Source organism: Chryseobacterium sp. JV558 (assembly GCF_033712365.1).
In the GTDB taxonomy this organism is placed as follows: Bacteria; Bacteroidota; Bacteroidia; order Flavobacteriales; family Weeksellaceae; genus Chryseobacterium.
The window spans coordinates 1,085,216-1,103,502 of sequence record NZ_WJHU01000002.1 but is presented as its reverse complement, the minus strand read 5'-3'; the positions used below and the strand labels follow the sequence as shown (position 1 = coordinate 1,103,502).

The following is an 18,287-nucleotide window of genomic DNA, read 5'->3' as shown; positions in this document are numbered from 1 at the left end:
TAAACTAAGTATGAAAAAAACAGATGTTGCTGTAATTGGCTTATCCTGTGTCTTTCCCGGGGCACAGGATGCCAACACTTTTTGGCAGAATATTGTCAATAAAGTCGATTCTACCGAGCTGGCTCCGGCTGATCGGATAGATCCGGTTCATTTCAGTGATACCACAAGTCCCGTTGACCGTTTTTATTGTCAGCGTGGAGGATTTATCCCTGATTATACATTCGATCCTACAGCATTTGGTATTTTGCCACTGGCTGTTGAAGGAACAGAACCTGACCATTTGCTTACCCTTGATCTGGTACAGAAAGCACTGGAAGATGCAGGCGTATTTCAAAAGAATACTTCCCTTGAAAAAGCGGGAATCATCATCGGTAAAGGAAACTATACCGGTCCTGGAGCTACCCGCGCTATCGAAATTGTAAGAACCGGAGAACAGATTTCCTCGTTACTACAGGAGTTACTGCCTCAGGTTTCTTCTGCAGACATTGAAAAAGTAAAACACGCTTTTCAACAGCGTAAAGGACGTTTTGCAGCCGATACTGCGATGGGATTAATTCCCAACCTTGTTGCCTCTCTTGTCGCCAACCGATTCAATCTGGGAGGTGCTGCATTTACAGTGGATGCCGCTTGTGCATCCGCTTTAATTGCTGTAGACCATGCTGTACAGGAACTTCAGAGAGGTCGTTCCGATATTATGATTGCAGGAGGCGTACACACAGGACAAAATGCTGCTTTCTGGAGTATTTTTGCCCAATTGGGTGCAATGTCTCGTCAGCAGCAGATCAAGCCATTCAGTATGGATGCTGACGGATTACTGATTGGTGAAGGTTGTGGTTTCGTCGTGTTAAAACGATTGGAAGATGCCGTTCGCGATCAGGATAAAATCTATGCGGTTATTAAAGGCGTGGGTGTAAGCAGTGACGGTACGGGAACCAGCGTAATGAGCCCGTCCGTAAAAGGTCAGCTGAAAGCGTTGGAACAGGCATGGATCAATGCGGATTTAGATAAAAATAAAGTCGGCTACCTTGAAGCTCATGGCACAGGAACACCGCTTGGAGACAAAACAGAACTCCAGACCTTGGCGCGGTTCTTTGGTAAAGAAGAAGAAACTCCGGCAGCTGGTATCGGATCTGTGAAATCCAATATCGGACATGCAATGCCTGCTGCAGGAATCGCTGGATTGATCAAAACCTGTCTGGCTTTACACCATGATACTTTACCGCCAACATTATATTGTGAGAATCCAACTGCAGAGATGCAGAACACAAGGTTTGAACCTGTACAGGAAGCCAAAAACTGGTCAAAAACAGGACTCCCAAAAGTAGCTGCAGTAAATGCTTTCGGATTTGGAGGAATCAATGCACATGTTGTTTTGGAAGGCTATGATATGCCGAAAAAAGATCACGTACTGATATTGGCCAGACCCACCCATGAAGAACTGCTTTCAGCATTACAAAATAACGAAACAGCCATTGGTGAAGGAGATTTCAGAGTAGCTATCTTCGATCCAACGCCTGCAAGAATAGAAAAAGCCTTTAAAATTGTTTCCAAGAATATCATCTGGAAAAACAAACAGGATATATGGTATACTTCTACCCCATTATTAAAGGACGGCGGTAAGGTAGCCTTTGTATTTCCGGGCTTAGACGGCCTGGCCAAAGGTGAAGTAGATACCGTAAGCCGCTATTTCGGATTAACGGCACCTATAGAAACGGAAGGTGAAGGTCTTTTAACCGATGCTTTAAATATCTTCAACAACTGCAGTATCCTTGACAATTCATTGAAAAAACTGGGAATTATTCCAGATATGAATGCCGGGCACAGTTTAGGAGAATGGCTGGCAGGATATTCATCCGAGCTGGCAGAAGCTAATTCAGTTAAAGCTTTAATTGACGTACTGAATCCCGAAACTTTTGAATTAAAAGATTCCAAATTCATTGCTATAGGAGCTGGTATTGAAGCAATAAAACCTTTTATTGATGAAATTGCAAACCTGTATGTATCCAATGACAACTGTCCTAATCAGGTGATTCTTTGTGGAAGCAATGCTGCTTTGGATGAATTGGTTCCATTGTTGAAAGCCAATCAGGTCTTTCATCAGGTGCTGCCTTTCCAATCAGGATTCCACTCCCCTTTTATTGCAGACAAATTAGATGTGATTCTTGCAGGAATGGAAAAAGCACAGTTCCAGCAGACAAAAATCCCATTGTGGTCTGCTACCACATTAGAACCTTATCCTGCAGATCAGGCAGCGATCAGAAAACTGAGTGCTGAGCATTTGGTAGAACCTGTTCGTTTCCGTGAACTGACGGACAGATTATATGAAGAAGGCGCAAGAGTATTCATTCAGGTGGGTACCGGAGGGCTGATCGGATTTATTGATGATACCTTAAAAGGAAAAACATTCAGTACGATTGCTTCCAGCGTTCCTACCCGTTCTGCATTAGCTCAGTTACAACGTGTAGTCGCTTCACTATTCGTAGAAGGAAAAACAATTGCCCTTGACTTTTTGGAGATTCAGAATCATACGAAAAGAGCATCAGGAAAAGGCATTAAACTGGAATTAGGTTCTCCTATTATCCGTAATTTTAAAGAAGTGAAAGCGTTGGCTCAATCATTTGAGGCACCAAAACAATATACCGCAACGGCTTCAGCTATTGCTACAAAATCCGGACATCCGCTGGTACAAGCATTCCAGGACAATGTTGCCGATATGATCCGTATGCAGGAAGAGGTATTGACTTTATTCCAAAACCGTCCGGAAATTACGATTCAGCGTCATTCTCCTGCAGTACATGTTGCTCCAAAAACACCAAGAAGTACAACTTTCACCAAAGACTTGTATGTCACCCTGGAAAGTCATCCTTACCTGATTGATCACAGCTTATTGAGACAGCCAAAAGGTTGGGCTCATGTAGCAGATATGGAACCGGTAATTCCGATGACGATGATTTTTGAACAATTAGCAGAAATTGCAGAAGCGGAAATTCCGGGAACGCTGGTTCATAAAATCATGAACGTAAGTGTATTCCAATGGATGAATGTTGCCAAACCTTTCGATAAAACCGTAAAAGGAGAATGGCGTGGGGCCAACCATGCTTACCTGGATATTGAAAACTTTGCCAACGCAGAAGTGATCTTAAAATCCTCTCCTGTACCGACACCAATTTTCAATCTTTCCATCGGTGATCTTCTTCCTATCGAAAGAACGCCTGAAGAAATCTATGACATGCATATGTTCCATGGAGAAAAATACCAGGGGATTACTGAAATTTCAGCTGTTGGAGATAAAGGAATCATCGGAAAAATAAAAGGAAACGGCGGCAAGGGTTCATTACTCGACAATGCCGGGCAGTTATTTGGGCTTTGGCTTCAGCTTACTTTGGTAAAAGACCGTATTGCATTCCCGGTAAAAATCAGAGATATCGAATTCTTTGGTGATATGCATGATCAGGAAGGCATTTTTGAATGCACCTGTATGCTGACCGAACTTAATGATGAATTTGCTATCGCCGATATTATCCTGAAAAGAGACGGAAAAGTATGGTGTGCCATTACGGGCTGGCAGAACAGAAGACTTGAAATTGATGCCGCTCTATGGAATGTTTCCATGTCACCGCTGCACAATAGACTTTCGGAAGAGATTGCTCCTGAAGTATTCTTCTTCCACCAGGCCTATACCAGAGTGGCTTCATGGGATTTTATTCTGAAAAGATATTTCAACCAAACGGAAAAACAGCATCACCAGCAATTATTACCGAACAAAAAGAAAAACTGGATGGTAAGCCGTGTGGCTGTGAAAGATGCCGTGAGAAATCTTCTTCGTCAGGAAAAAAATCATGCCTGCTTCCCTATTACGTTTGAGATCCGTTCCGATGAAGTGGGGAAACCTTACCTCATCAGTGATTTTACAGAAGATATTCACATTTCATTGGCTCATAAAGGCAAAGAAGCCGTGGGTATCGCAAGATATGGAAAATCTGTAGGAATCGACATGGAACTGATGGAAGAACGCAGCGCCGGATTCTACGACATAGTATTTACCGACAACGAATTAGCCTTATTAAAAGACAGAGATCAGGCAGAATGGACCACCCGTTTCTGGGTAGCCAAGGAAGCTTACGGAAAGTTCCTGGGAACAGGACTGAAAGGAAATCCTAAAGCCTTCGAAGTCGAAATGATAAAAGACGATCACCTGTGGATCAACAATATTGAAATCAAAACTATTAAACATAAAAATTATATTATCGGATGGACACTGTAAACGCAACATTAAAAATGAACCACGAAGAACTTTTTACATTATTAAAAGGTTTTATTACTGAAGTGATAGGTGCTGAATTTGTAGAAGAGATGGACATTACTCCTGAAAGTTCATTCACCAAAGATCTTGAAATGGACAGCATTGAGATTGTCTCTTTCTCTGAAAAGATCAAAGCGCATTTTGGCGATCAGATCGACTTTACAGGTTGGTTATCTTCTATGGATCTTGACCAGCTTATTAATCTTGACCTTAGTATGATCATCAATTATATCTACGAATGCCAATAATCACTGTCAATAACAGACAAGTTCATATACAGGAACTCAACAAAGGAGCCGAACAAACCGTGGTACTCATCCACGGTATGTTCAGTAACCTGTCCATTTATTATTTTAATATTGCCCCTGTACTGGCCAAGCATTTCCATGTGGTGATGTACGATCTGAAAAGCCACGGTATGAGTGAACGCTTTCTGGATGGGTACGACCTTGACAATATGTCATCCGATCTGATAGGTTTAATAGATCACCTTCAACTGGAAAAAGTACACCTTGTAGGCTATAGCTTCGGAGGTCTTATTGCTTTAAAAACAGCTTTAGAATACCCGGACCGCGTGAATCAGCTTGTAGTAATGGAAGCTCCGGATCCTCAGGACGAAAAAGCCCGTAACATCATTGATGAATACAGCAAAGAATTTCTTGAGCATTACGTAGCCAATTTTACAGATACCACCAAAGTACAGATGGGGAAAAGGCAAATGGAAAAGAACCACCGTATGTATGAATTTTTGTTTAATCAGACCAGCATAAAAGCCGATATGATCAGGGAGAAACATTTCCTTGATGAAGCTCAATTCAGTGGTTTGACAGCTCCTGCTTTATTGCTTTATGGCGCTGATTCCAACTGCAGACCTACCGGTGAGTGGCTGCAGTCTCAAATCAGCCAGTCTGAACTTGAATTAATCCCGGGCGATCACAATATTCCTATTCAGGAACCGAATCTGATTGCAGAAACGATCGTTCAATTTTTATCTAATATCTTAACGAAAAACCATGGCTAAATTTGCATTTATAGTTCCACCATTGACAGGACATGTCAACCCTACCTTAAGCATCGGTGCTACTCTGTTGGAAAGAGGACATGAAGTAGCCTGGATCAGCCTTGACCCTACTTTAGAGGCTAAACTTCCCGAGGGAGGAAAATTATTACTGATCCAGTATGATCAGACCGACGAAGAAAAAAAAGAAAGCGAACAATATCTCGATATTATTTCAAAAAAAGTAGTGTACGGTATAGACAGCGTGAAATTCCTTTATGAAGAAGTTCTTATCCCGCTGAACAGACATTGCTATAACGGAGTTGTTTCTTTACTTAAAACATACCAGCCTGATTTGATTATCGGAGACCATCAGTTATTTGCCGCTCCCGTAGCAGCGAAAACACTGGGAATTCCTTACGCGACTTCTGTTACTGCTCCAGCGGCCATTAAAATCATGAATGAACTGCCTAAAGTACATGAATGGGAAGTGAATCAGATTGTAGCACTACAGAAAGAACTTGGTTTCCAGGAAGAACGTTCTCTGGCGACTTCAGACCTGTTGGCGCTTGTTCTGACCTCCAATTATTTCTTTGGTGAAATGGATGATCTCCCTTCTCAATATCAGTTCACAGGTCCGGTTCTTACAGAAAGACGTATCTCATGTGAGTTTGGCTGGGAGAAACTAAAAAGTAATGACAACAAAAAGATCCTGGTAAGCATTGGGACTACCTTCGATCATGATCATAAAAAAGCATTCTTCCAAAAGGTCATTGATGCCTTTAAAGATGAAAACTTAACCGTTGTAGTGGTTTCCGATCCGCAGCTTTTCGAGCAGTGGCCGGATAACTTTATGGTCTATCAGCAGGTTCCTCAACTTGATCTGTTACCTCATCTTGACGGTGTGGTATGCCATGGTGGTCACAATACCGTATCTGAAACACTATCACACGGTATTCCTTTAGTGGTGATCCCGATTGCCTATGACCAGTCACATGTTGCAGGACGTGTTGTGCGTACAGAAGCAGGAGAACGTCTTAATTTTAACAGATTTAAAGCCAATCACCTGAGAGAAGCAGTACAACAGATTTTAAATAATCCGAGCTACAAAGAAGCAGCTCAGAAAGTGGGACAATCTTTCGTAGAAGCAGGAGGCTCAGCTACAGCAGCTAACCTATTGGAACAAGCTATATCAAAGGCTTCAAAACCTGAAAAACCGTCTAAGTTTTTATTCGTTATTCCTCCATTTTTCGGACATGTGAGCCCTACTTTAAGTGTAGGAGCAAGCTTAATTGCCCGCGGACATGAAGTAAAATGGTTCGGAATTACGCCTTTAGACAGTAAACATATTCCGGAAGGAGGTTCTTACTTCTATCCTGAAGAAGATCTTGTTCCCTATCAGGAGGAAATTGCCCGTATTTTAAAAAGACAGGATGACGGCCCGGCTTGTTCCGGACCTGAAGTAATGAAACTGGCACTGGAAGAAACCTATGTTCCTTTCGCTAAAATGATGATGCCGGGATTAACCAGACTGACAGAAAGCTGGATGCCGGATGTTATCGTGAATGACTGTATCACTTTCGGAGGGGCTCTTTTCGCTCACAAACACAATATTCCTTGCGTAACAACAACTCCTGTTCCGCCGGATGTGATGGGAGATACGGAAAAAAGTGCTCCAAAAATCTGGGAATGGCAGCAAAACCTCATCAAAGATCTGCAAAAAGAAGTAGGAATTCATGAGGAAGGAATTTATATCCATTCTCACAAACTGAATATGGTGTTTACCTCACAGGCTTTCGCTGGTTTTGAAACCGTTCCGTCTCATATGAAATTTGTAGGTCCGGTAAAAGGACGTCCTAACGATGCTCCATTTGACTGGGATAAATTAAATGCTTCTACCACTCCAAAGATTTTCGTATCATTGGGAACGCTGCTCGTAGATATCAGAAAAGCTTTCTTTGAAAAAATTATCGCAGCATTTAAAGATCAACCCGTTACAGTGATTGCCGCTACTCCACCGGAAATCTTTGAAGAATGGCCGGACAATTTTATCGTGAACAGCTTTGTTCCTCAGTCTGCGGTGATGCAGCAAATGGACATGGTAATCTGTCACGGTGGTTTCAATACCGTAAACGATACTTTCCGTAACGGTTTACCGATGTTGATCACGCCTATTGCTTACGATCATTTCCATATTGCAAAACTGATTGAGCAGGCAGGCTGCGGAATCAGCATCCGATACAAGAGACTGCGTGTAGATGCCCTTCGTGAAACCGTTTTTGAATTGTTGGAAAATCCAAAATACAGAACCGCTGCTCAGGAAGTCAGAAATACATTTACCCTTGCCGGTGGTAATGATAAAGCAGTAGAATTATTAGAAAACTTTGTACAGGAACATTCAACATTAGCTTCCGTATAATTATGAAATCATAATGATTTGTAAACACAAAGGCAGATGAAGACCTGGTGCTTCATAAGACCTTAAAAAGATAGATATCAGCATATGAAAAGAAGATTGCTATTTGGTGAGCGCATGTTACTGGGAGATGGAACAGAACCTTTTAACGCGGTCATTCCGTTCAGACTGAGAGGAACTTTTACATTAAAAGAGATCCAGCAGGCATTAGCCAAAATTCAAAATAAACACCCCTGGCTGCGAGCATTAATCAGCCATGATGAAAAAAATATTCCGTGGTTCAATGTTCCGGAAAAACCTGTTTCCATTCCTGTAAGAATCATCACCAGACAAAGTGAAGATCAGTGGCAGGAAGAATCCAGGAAAGAATGGAACACCACTTTTAATTACGAAAAATTACCCCTGATCCGGTTTATCTGGATCAAAGGGGAAGAAGTTTCAGATATGCTGTTTGCGTTTCACCATTGTTTATGCGATGGTGGTTCTGCAATGGCCTTTTTAAAAGAATTTCTCATCGTCCTAGACAATCCGGCTGCCGATATAGGAATAGAAAATCCGATACTGGGAATACAGGATGTAGTTCCTGCCCATATTCTGAACAGCAGAAAACAGAAACTGAAAGCTAAATTTATCGGAAGACTGGCAGCTACAGCAATCAAATGGCTTCCGGTAAACAAAAAACCTGTTGAAAGACAGACTGACTATCTGATCCATGGAAAACTGGATGAAACGACAAGTCAGGAAGTCATTGCTTATTGCAAATCCCAGGAAGTGACCGTCAATACATTTTTGAGTGTAGCGCTATTGCATGCATTTAAAAAAGTGAGAGGTAAAAAATCTTTCAACAAAGTTTCCTGTCCGGTAGACATCAGACGTTTTGCCAAGCAGATTAAAGAAGACCACATCTTCGCTTTCGGGCTGATGATCGTGATTTCTTCCGATGAAAAGCTAAGCTTTACAGAGAATCTCCGTGCCATGCAGAAATCAGTAGAACAAAAAGCCTCAAAGCTGGATCCATATATCACCATGATGGTCATGGAATCCGGACATGATGCCCTGAAAAGCTTCACCAGACTGTTAAAGAACGGAAAGTCGTCCAACGACTGTATGTTTTCTAATCTGGGACCTCTTCAGATTCCACATGAATATAAAGAGTTTTCGGTAGAGACCATCTTCAGTCCATCGGTGATTGGTCCGTTAGGAAATACCACTACCCTTGTGGTTTCTACCTATCGTGGAAGAATGGATTTTTCCATCATGGGAAGCGAAGGCTATATACCGTATGCTGAAGTAACGGCCATCCGTGATGAGGTTCTGAGGACAATTTATTCACAAGTTAAACAGAAAGCAGTATCATGATCAAAAGACCTTTAATGATGGTGGAAAGGATCATGTATGTAGATCCTGAAACGCCTTTAAACTGTATTTATACCGCAAAGATCAAAGGGCAGGTTTCTGAGGAGACTTTTAAAACAGCTCTAATCAAAATCCAGCAGAAACACCCCATGCTGAGGGCTATCGTTGATCATAAGGTCGGGCGATACCCTTATTTTATGGGGCAGAGAGATATTGAGCCTATTCCTCTTCGTATTGTAGAACGAAATACAGACGATGACTGGTTTAAAGAATCCGAAAAAGGATGGTTTCAACTCTTTGACCAACCCAAAAAGCCTCTGGCAGAAGTGGTATGGGTGAAAGGACAGGAAACTTCCGAAATCCTCTGGATCATGCCTCACTGCATTTCAGACGGAACCACCGGAGTGACCTTAATGCGTGAACTTCTGAGTTTGCTGGACAATCCTTATTCGCCGTTAATTCCTTATGTTGCTTTTGAATCCGTGGATGATTTTCTCCCTTCGGATTTCAATGCAGGGATTAAAAAATATAAGGCAGGTCTTTATCTGCTCTTCGCCAGAATATTCTTTTCTATCCAGCGAAAAAGCAAAAAGAGAAACCTTGGAAAAAACTACGCCATCCACTGGAAAATGACTCCGGAGGATACGAAACTGATTACTGAAAAATGTAAGGCAAACGGAATCTCCGTCCATGCTTTACTGTGTTCTTCCGTGATGCAGGCCTTCCGTGATATTCAGGGAGATCGTGCCAAGGGTAAGGTGATCAGTCCTGTAGATGTACGCCATTTCATCCCCGAAATCAAGGAAGATCATTTGTTTGCTTTTGCCCCAACGGTGGAGCTTTCCATCAAAAAAGACAGCAAAGATGTTCTGGACAATGCCAAGCAGATCAAAAGAGACCTTATTGAGAAAATCAGTAAACTTGAAGCCCGTGAACTCCTGTGGATGGGAGAACGTATGCACCCTATTGTAAGCCGCATGATCAGGATGCTGAAATCCAGCGAAGGCGGACATGATGTGACCTTATCCAATATGGGAAAGGTGAATATCCCGAATGATTACACCAATTTCAATCTGGAAACCGTGTTCAGTCCTACCGTGGCTTTCCCATGGCTGAACTCAACCACCCTTGTGACCAGTACGTACAACCAGCAAATGGACTTCACCTTCATGTCCAATGAAAATTTTCTTCCCAAAGAAGAAGCCCATCTGATAAAAGATAAAGCGATTGAGCTATTGACCACCTCTCTATGAAATTTAAAATAAAGCCTCCGAAGCCAAAACCCATCAAGAAAACCACCCTGAAACGCTTTCTCATCAAGCGTACAATTTACTATGTCCTCCCGAATGTATTTTTTAATTTCATCATCGCCTATGCCAGCTTCAAAGAGTTAGGCTACACCCATTTTTTCTCAGGAACCCAAAACCTGGCCCGCCTTACCCTGCCGATGGCCATCTTCCTTCCGGTTGTCCTTACCATTGATATCATCAAAAGAGTAACGGATGCCGCCAGCCAGGAAGCCATAGAATTTACCGTAGATGAACAGTTGAATATTAAAAAGTTAATGACCAAACTAAGCATCATACATGGTTTGATTACAGGTTCATTAGTACTCTCCCTACTCTTTATAGGACAGTATAATTTCTCAAAGGATTATAAGCTGGATGCTACGGCGATGGCTGTAGTAGTGGGTATATTGGCTGGGATTTTGTCTGTGGTGTTTGTGTATCTGCCGGTGTGGAGATTGAGGAGGTGGATGTGTAGGAGGACACATACCGTAGTTGTGGACTTACAACAATAATTCGTTTTTCTAAATATCAATTCCTTCTAATAAATATCTAGCCTTGATAGTATCATTTGATATTATCAAGGCTTTGAAAGCTTCTTATGACTTTTAATGGAAATTCCTTATAATTTATTACATTTTCAATATATTCTTATTCAAAATTTCCAGAATAAATTGATATTTTAAACATAATTATACTTAAGTTTTTATTATTTTTAAAGTTGAATTAACTTCAATCTATTAATTAATGCCATGGTGGATAAAAGTACAATAGAAAAACTTCTTAAATTTCGGGATGAACGGGATTGGGAACAGTTTCATAATTCAAAAGATTTAGCGCTTGCATTATCAATTGAAGCATCAGAACTGTTGGAAGTCTTTTTATGGAAAAAAAACGAAGATTTTAATAAAGATAAGCTAGAAGAAGAGTTGGCTGATGTATTTATGTATGGGATTCTCCTTGCAAAAAAAAATAATATAGATATCAATAATATTATTCTAAAAAAGTTACAGAGAAATAACGAGAAATATCCTGTAGAAAAAGCAAAAGGAAAATCAAATAAATACGATGATTTGTAGGACATAATGAAGAATTTTACAATTACGGAGGAATACGATTTTGATCGTCTCACAGAAACAAAAATATATAACAATCACAAAGACTATTTATCTTGGCCTGTAGTATATTTCCTGAAAAATAAAAAAACTAAGCTTGCTTATGTGGGAGAGACTACTGATGTATTAACGAGAATAAATACTCACCTAAAATCAGAAGAAAAAAAACAATTATCGTCAGTAAATCTTATCTTAAGCGACTTATTCCACAAATCTGCTACTCTCGATTTAGAATCAAATCTCATCAAATATATTTCTGCTGACGGACAATACACTTTACAAAATGGTAACCTTGGTATCTCTAATCACCAATATCATGAAAAGAAAGTATATTGGGATCTATTCAAAGATATTTGGGATGAACTGAGACAACTAGGTATATCTCGCCATTCTTTGGGCTTTATCAATAATTCAGACCTTTTTAAATACTCTCCTTATAAATCTCTTTCCAAAGAACAGATCAGAGGGTTGAAAATGATTCTTAACTGTTTGCTGGACGAGAAAGCAAAAGTCAGTCTGATTCATGGGGGTGCCGGAACGGGTAAATCTATTTTAGCAATTTTTCTATTCAAATTATTAAAAACTGATTTAGAAGATTTTAATTATGCTGATTTTGATGAAGATGATGACGAACTTTTCCTTTTATTAAAAAGAGTAAAAGAGAGGTTTACAGATCTAAATATGGCACTGGTTATTCCAATGGCCTCATTCAGAAAAACGATTTCTAATGTTTTTAAGAATGTAAACGGTTTATCAGCAAAAATGGTAATTGGTCCTTCAGATTTAGCACAAAATAAATATGATCTTATTATAGTTGACGAAGGACATCGATTACGAAGACGAGTAAATCTAGGTTCATACTTTGGAACTTTCGATCGTAACTGTGAAAAGTTGGGTTTAGACAAATTTTCCACCACTGAATTGGATTGGGTTATCCTGCAAAGTACTAAATCCATTATCTTTTATGATCAATATCAATCTATAAAACCCTCAGATACTCTTAAGAAAAGCTTTAAAAAATTAGAATTGGAACCTTCAACACGTGTTGAAAAATTAAAAACTCAACTTCGGGTACGTGGTGGAAATAACTATATAAAATTAATTCATAAAATTTTTGATACACCTGCTACACCTTCCTTAGAAAATAATAAAACTGATGACTACGAGTTATATCTTTTTGATGATTTGTCACAAATGATTGACAGAATTAAAAAGAAAAATGAGTTGTATGGTTTGTCAAGAATGGTGGCAGGATATGCCTGGGAATGGGTTTCAAACAAAAATCCTGAAGCTTATGATATAATTATTGGTGAAAATCAATTAAAATGGAACAGTGTTTCTGTAGATTGGGTAAATTCGCCCAATTCTATTGATGAAGTTGGGTGCATTCATACCACACAAGGTTACGATTTGAATTATACAGGTGTTATTATAGGACCGGAATTAGATTATGATTTTGAATCTGGAAAACTTATTGTTGATAAACAAAGGTACAAAGATAAAAATGGTAAAAATTCTATACAAAATGAAGAAGAATTACTCGATTTTATTATCAATATCTATAAAACAATATTGTTAAGAGGAATTGAAGGTACATATATTTACGCTTGCAATGAAAATATGAGACTTTTTCTTCGCCAATATATTCCATCTTTTAATTCGTATGCACAAGATAAATCAGTACAAATTTCTAATATACCTACAGAATTTTCAATTCCTTTCTATGATCTAAATATTGCTGCAGGCTCTTTTTCTGAACTGCAAGAATTAGATAATATAAAATACCTTGAATTAGATAATATAAACAATAAAGACGACTATTTTGCATGCACTGTGATAGGTGAATCTATGAATAAGATTATACCTAACGGCAGTATTTGCCTATTTAAAAAATATAGCGGAGGTTCGCGCAACGGACTAATTACTCTAGTTGAAGGAAGAAATGTTACTGATCTGGAATTTGGTAGTAACTATACTATTAAAGAATACTCCAGCAAAAAATTAACTGATGAAGAAGGATGGCATCATGAAGAAGTAATATTACTGCCAAAATCAAATGACTCCAATTTTAAACCAATTATTCTCAGAGATGAGGAAACAGTTGATTTTAAAGTATTAGGTATTTTTGTAAAAGTATTAGAAATAATATTCACTGCCTGTTCCTCATCAAAATTCTGAAACGCTTCCACCGGAATTTTCAATACTTCAGAAATTCTTTTCAGTAAAGGATCTTCAATAATTTCTTTCTGTTCCAGCAGAGAAACTTTCTTCTGGTTCCAGTCGTCCCCAAGGTCAAAAGCCAATGCTTCCTGCTTGATGCCCAGCATTTCCCTGAAATTGATCTCCTCTCCTATTTCGTCATTTCCCTCTTTACACACTCTTTTTTTCTTCAAAAAGTCAGAAAAAACAAACCCTATTATCCCGTTTTCATTTTCTGATGAACACACCCTGAAAATCTTACAACACCCTATTTTTCTACGCTTTACACTTCCTATATTTGATAGTAATAACAACCAAAAACACAAGCGTATGGCACTAGACAATTTAATCAGTGTAAGTTTTACCGCTGAAGAACTTAGCAACCTTGATCAGGCATTACAAACTATTGAAACGGTTTTATCAGGAAAAACCATCAATCTTACTCCCGAAGAAAGACAACAGTATGGAAGTATTGCAGAACAGAACAAACTGTTTGTAAACAAGGTGAAGATTTACATGGAGCAATATCCTCAGTATGTTCCGAACTTTTTAGATAAAGCGGAATTCGATAAAGATTATCTGGGAAGAGAACAGGTAGAACAATGTCTGCAAATAATGAGCTCATTAACAGAACAGCTGTCTGATACTAAAGTTCTGCTGGATCATGATAACTATCACAACGCCATTACCTTCTATAGAAACATGAAATTCCTTTCAGGAGAAAATGTCCCGGGCACGAATGTTATTTATGAAGATATGAAACAGTTTTTTGTGACAACAGGGGCTTCAACCCCTCCGGCAACTCCCTCTGATGATGTAAAGAACTGATAACAATCGGTTAAGTAAGTATCAATAGGCGGTTCTGAAGTTCAAACACCTATTTCAATAAGTATCAATACCCCCTTCCCTAAGGGGGTATTATCATTTAAAAACTGCCTCCAGACAATGAGTAAAGTGGCACCGGTTTATTCTGAAATACCTACAGACACTTAACCAACTTGTTACCGTTATTTCAAGACCGGCTTTCGATATATTGACCACGTGTTTCAGGGGCTTATTGATGCCGCTATTGACACTTACGAGATATCAACAGCCACTTTTATAAATGTTTGGAGTGACATGTGATAATGGCTGGAAATATTTTTGAGTTTTTGGAGAATGCTATTAGAATAGATTTTGCAGAAATTTACGCTTTCCCGTAAGTAGAAACTGGAGATTTTTATTATTATTGTTCCTAAAGAAACCTCTTAGGTTTTTATGATTAAAAAGCTAATACCTTGAGCAGAATAAATGCACAAATAAGAAAGGTAAGTTCTATATTGGAGGACAATATGTCTATCCCGAACTACCAAAGACCTTACCGCTGGACAGAAGATAATACCCGTCTGTTATTAGAAGACATTACCCAAAGCTGGAAAGAAGGCAAAAGCTCTTACCGGATTGGAAGTGTTATTTTAAACAATACTGATTCGCATCTCCACATCGTTGACGGACAACAGCGTATTACCACTCTATTGCTTATTTTGAAATCTTTGGAGAGCAATGCAGGAACTGCGTTGAGGGATTCTCTACAGTACAGACATTCGGATTCACAGAATGCTATTATCCTGAATAAGCGCTTTATAGATCAGTGGCTGCAGGAGAATATAGGAAATGATAAAAGCAGTTTTGAGAAATATATTCTGAACGCCTGCGAATTTGTAGAAATAAGAGTGGCAGACCTGTCTGAAGCATTTCAGATGTTTGATTCCCAGAACGGACGTGGAAAAGAACTTGAAGCCTATAATCTTTTGAAAGCTTACCACATCCGGGCTATGGAAAGCAATACTTTTGAAGAAAAAGTATCCTGCGACATAACCTGGGAAGGAGCTGCCAGATATCAGACGGATGAAAAAAGTACATCCGTATCAAATTTACTCAGACAACTGATCAATGAGCAGTTGTACAGAACCAGAGTATGGAGCCGCAAAGAGGAAGCTTATGCTTTTGACAAAAAACATATCAGAGAATTTAAAGGCATTACTGTCAATGAAAACCATCCGATTGATTTTCCCTATCAAAACAGGGAACTGATGCAGTATATGATGCAGAATTATTTCAAATCGTTAGGTGTTTCCGTAAACGGTATAAAATCAAGGTTCAGAAATATCTCACCCGAAAACATCAGTCCGTTTTCTTTATTGAATCAAAATATTGTGAACGGTAAAGATTTTTTCACTTATACAGAGACGTATATTGAGATTTATAAAAGGCTCTTTAATCCTGAATTTGAAGACATGAAAGAGTTTAAAAAATTTGTACAGAAAAACTGTAAGTATGACGGTTCACATCGCGATGGCGATCAATATCTGTTTGAGCTTTACAAATCACTTATTATTTTAATGTTTGATAAATTCGGAGAAGAAGGAATAGAAAAATATCATCAAACACTATACCTGCTGGTGTACAGGCTAAGGCTGGAGAAAGAACAGGTAAGATATAACAGTGTTGCCAAATATCCTGCTGAAAGTGAATTTTTTAATATCATTGAAAATGCAAAATCATATTCGGATCTGCTACCACTGGAGAAAATGGCAAATAAAAATGTGATTTGCAAAAAAGATGTGAGAGCTGTTATCAAATATTTTTTAGAACAAAACATTCGCCTTGAATCCGCAGATGAGAGAAAAGTGAATCTTAAAAACTACAGCTTTGCATAATGGGAAATCAAAATTTAAATAAAAACTTAAAGGAAATATTCAATCACCAATATATTGTTCCTCTATATCAAAGAAACTATGCATGGGCTGAAGACGAGATTGCCCAGCTGCTTCAGGATCTGTACGAAAATTTCAAAAAGTTTGAAATCAATCAGAATTTAAATTATTTCATCGGAAGCCTTGTGGTTTTAAAAAGAAAAGATGACTTTTATGAGGTAATAGATGGACAGCAGAGACTAACCACCTTATCGATACTCCTTAAAATACTGGGATTGGTAGAAAGTTCCAAACTCTTCTATGAATCAAGGCCGGAAGTAGAAACTTTCTTTGATTCTTATTACAAAAATGTCAAAACCCAGGATATGGCATTTAACCATAAAGTATCGCACCTTATCAATGCTGTAGACCTGTTGAATAATACTTTTATAAATCCTGATGAAAAAACAGAAAAAAGACTTTCCGAAATTTCCAGACCTGATCTTTTTAAAAAATTTGTTTTTGAAAATGTAATTCTTGTTCTTGTAGAAATTCCTCAGGAAACCGATGTAGCTTCCTATTTTGAAATCATGAATAACCGTGGTGAACAGTTAAAAAAACATGAGATCTTAAAATCCTATCTCATGGATACCCTGAAAGATGAAGATGGCAATTACTTTCCCAAACAGCAGGATGAATTTTCTAGGATTTGGGATGCATGCTCCCAGATGGATACTCATATTCAAAAATTATTTTCTTCTGGAGACCGTCAAAAATATTTTGGTAAAAATTATGATGAGATTTACCCTGTAGATTTCTTGGAAGATGAGGGAGAAGTGCTGATAACATCGGGATTCTCTATTAATGATGCCTTGAAAAGACCTGCAGAAAAAACAGATTCATTTCATATTAATGATATTGATGATGCTGGTGAAGATCACTCAATCATAGATTTTCCCAACTTTTTGATGCATATTTTTAAAATAAAATATAATACGTACTCCTATGATGGTAACGAAACGGAAATTCCTCTGAATGAAAAAGATCTGCTCACGGTATATAGTGGGCTAAAGGCCAAAATAGAGGCCAAAGATTTTATCAGTGATCTGCTGTATTACAGAACAGTATTTGACCGGTTTATTATCAAGTCTTCAGAAGATGGTAGTCTAGAAGATAATTATAGATGGTCTCTTCAAAAACCATATAAGAACTCAGAAGGTACCCTGGTATATAGAAATGTATTTGAGTCTGATTATCAGAAACGCCTGATAAAATCAATTTCTTTATTACAAGTTACATTCAGAAACCGAAAATATAAAAACTGGCTTCAGGATATTTTATTTCTTTTTTCTGATAAAGAAAACTTCAGATTATCTTCAATAGAATACCAGGAAGTAATTGATCAGTTCATTATCAGTTATTTTGAAAAAAATATAAGCGAGTCAAGCTATGATCAAGGGGTGAAAGTTCCTCATTTTCTATTCAATTTTATTGACTATCTGTATTGGGTACAATCCCCTGTTCAATTTGATTTCAAGTTCACTTACCGTAATTCTGTAGAACATCACTTATCCCAATCTCTTAATAATCCGGTTCAGGATAATCTGGGAAATCTGTGTCTGGTAAGCAAAAGTTCCAACTCAAGAATGAATAATGAATCTCCAGTAGGTAAAGCAGATTCCAGTTCAGCAGGCAAGTATTATAAAAATGGAAAAATACCTCCAAAGCAGAAAAGAATGTATGATCTGACCAATCTAAATAAAAAGTGGGAAGATCATGAGATTGCAGAGCATAAATTAGAAGTTATTCAACTTTTGAATGCCAGAGTAGATATTCTCAGCCTGCAAGCTGATTAAAGAAACAAATAATAATAACAAAATAACAGTTTAGATTCCTACGGAATGACAAGGTGGGCGTGTATGATGTGTATGTGGATACTT

The 18,287-nt window shown here is 38.5% G+C and carries 12 protein-coding genes and 1 pseudogene; 12 read left to right on the top strand and 1 reads right to left on the bottom strand.

Annotated features, from left to right (window positions below):
* Positions 1–10: 10 nt before the first annotated feature.
* From GFU89_RS10855 to GFU89_RS10815, 9 genes are all read left to right on the top strand, one after another.
* The gene (locus GFU89_RS10855) at positions 11–4,264 is read left to right on the top strand and encodes a beta-ketoacyl synthase N-terminal-like domain-containing protein (RefSeq protein ID WP_318847139.1); all 4,254 of its coding nucleotides are present in this window, start codon (positions 11–13) and stop codon (positions 4,262–4,264) included.
* Positions 4,252–4,551 (top strand): acyl carrier protein, encoded by a 300-nt coding sequence (locus GFU89_RS10850; RefSeq protein ID WP_002977699.1) that lies wholly within the window; start codon positions 4,252–4,254, stop codon positions 4,549–4,551. The genes GFU89_RS10855 and GFU89_RS10850 overlap by 13 nt, the downstream gene beginning before the upstream one ends.
* Positions 4,542–5,324, top strand: a complete 783-nt coding sequence (locus GFU89_RS10845; protein ID WP_318847138.1) for an alpha/beta hydrolase — start codon at positions 4,542–4,544, stop codon at positions 5,322–5,324. Before GFU89_RS10850 ends, GFU89_RS10845 begins: the two co-directional genes overlap by 10 nt.
* A complete protein-coding gene (locus tag GFU89_RS10840; protein WP_318847137.1) occupies positions 5,317–7,719 on the top strand; it encodes a glycosyltransferase in 2,403 nt (800 codons plus the stop codon). The genes GFU89_RS10845 and GFU89_RS10840 overlap by 8 nt, the downstream gene beginning before the upstream one ends.
* Before the next feature lie 84 nt (positions 7,720–7,803).
* Positions 7,804–9,075, top strand: coding sequence for a condensation domain-containing protein (locus tag GFU89_RS10835; protein ID WP_318847136.1), 1,272 nt, complete (start codon positions 7,804–7,806; stop codon positions 9,073–9,075).
* The gene (locus tag GFU89_RS10830) at positions 9,072–10,325 is read left to right on the top strand and encodes a phthiocerol/phthiodiolone dimycocerosyl transferase family protein (protein WP_318847135.1); all 1,254 of its coding nucleotides are present in this window, start codon (positions 9,072–9,074) and stop codon (positions 10,323–10,325) included. The genes GFU89_RS10835 and GFU89_RS10830 overlap by 4 nt, the downstream gene beginning before the upstream one ends.
* Positions 10,326–10,519: 194 nt before the next feature.
* A complete protein-coding gene (locus GFU89_RS10825) occupies positions 10,520–10,873 on the top strand; it encodes a hypothetical protein (protein ID WP_318847134.1) in 354 nt (117 codons plus the stop codon).
* A gap of 237 nt (positions 10,874–11,110) precedes the next feature.
* Positions 11,111–11,437, top strand: a complete 327-nt coding sequence (locus GFU89_RS10820; RefSeq protein ID WP_318847133.1) for a nucleotide pyrophosphohydrolase — start codon at positions 11,111–11,113, stop codon at positions 11,435–11,437.
* Positions 11,438–11,443: 6 nt separating this feature from the next.
* Positions 11,444–13,651 (top strand): DNA/RNA helicase domain-containing protein, encoded by a 2,208-nt coding sequence (locus GFU89_RS10815; protein ID WP_318847132.1) that lies wholly within the window; start codon positions 11,444–11,446, stop codon positions 13,649–13,651.
* Here GFU89_RS10815 and GFU89_RS10810 read toward each other — a convergent pair.
* Positions 13,603–13,800: pseudogene (locus tag GFU89_RS10810) on the bottom strand (XRE family transcriptional regulator); the annotation flags it as partial. The gene GFU89_RS10815 and the pseudogene GFU89_RS10810 overlap by 49 nt on opposite strands.
* A gap of 202 nt (positions 13,801–14,002) precedes the next feature.
* Between GFU89_RS10810 and GFU89_RS10805 the strand changes: the two are divergent.
* The 3 genes from GFU89_RS10805 (at position 14,003) to GFU89_RS10795 (ending at position 18,203) form a co-directional block, all read left to right on the top strand.
* Entirely contained in the window at positions 14,003–14,500 is a 498-nt protein-coding gene (locus GFU89_RS10805; protein ID WP_318847131.1) for a hypothetical protein, read from the top strand.
* A gap of 449 nt (positions 14,501–14,949) precedes the next feature.
* Positions 14,950–16,371 (top strand): DUF262 domain-containing protein, encoded by a 1,422-nt coding sequence (locus GFU89_RS10800; RefSeq protein WP_318847130.1) that lies wholly within the window; start codon positions 14,950–14,952, stop codon positions 16,369–16,371.
* Positions 16,371–18,203: a DUF262 domain-containing protein gene (locus GFU89_RS10795; RefSeq protein WP_318847129.1), complete on the top strand. Its 1,833-nt coding sequence runs from the start codon at positions 16,371–16,373 to the stop codon at positions 18,201–18,203. Before GFU89_RS10800 ends, GFU89_RS10795 begins: the two co-directional genes overlap by 1 nt.
* Positions 18,204–18,287 lie beyond the last annotated feature (84 nt).

Excerpts from the sequence above, each read along its gene's own strand:
- GFU89_RS10855 (WP_318847139.1), top strand. The coding sequence starts at position 11 with ATGAAAAAAACAGATGTTGCTGTAATTGGCTTATCCTGTGTCTTTCCC.
- GFU89_RS10850 (WP_002977699.1), top strand. The coding sequence starts at position 4,252 with ATGGACACTGTAAACGCAACATTAAAAATGAACCACGAAGAACTTTTT.
- GFU89_RS10845 (WP_318847138.1), top strand. The coding sequence starts at position 4,542 with ATGCCAATAATCACTGTCAATAACAGACAAGTTCATATACAGGAACTC.
- GFU89_RS10840 (WP_318847137.1), top strand. The coding sequence starts at position 5,317 with ATGGCTAAATTTGCATTTATAGTTCCACCATTGACAGGACATGTCAAC.
- GFU89_RS10835 (WP_318847136.1), top strand. The coding sequence starts at position 7,804 with ATGAAAAGAAGATTGCTATTTGGTGAGCGCATGTTACTGGGAGATGGA.
- GFU89_RS10830 (WP_318847135.1), top strand. The coding sequence starts at position 9,072 with ATGATCAAAAGACCTTTAATGATGGTGGAAAGGATCATGTATGTAGAT.
- GFU89_RS10825 (WP_318847134.1), top strand. The coding sequence starts at position 10,520 with ATGGCCATCTTCCTTCCGGTTGTCCTTACCATTGATATCATCAAAAGA.
- GFU89_RS10820 (WP_318847133.1), top strand. The coding sequence starts at position 11,111 with ATGGTGGATAAAAGTACAATAGAAAAACTTCTTAAATTTCGGGATGAA.
- GFU89_RS10815 (WP_318847132.1), top strand. The coding sequence starts at position 11,444 with ATGAAGAATTTTACAATTACGGAGGAATACGATTTTGATCGTCTCACA.
- GFU89_RS10805 (WP_318847131.1), top strand. The coding sequence starts at position 14,003 with ATGGCACTAGACAATTTAATCAGTGTAAGTTTTACCGCTGAAGAACTT.
- GFU89_RS10795 (WP_318847129.1), top strand. The coding sequence starts at position 16,371 with ATGGGAAATCAAAATTTAAATAAAAACTTAAAGGAAATATTCAATCAC.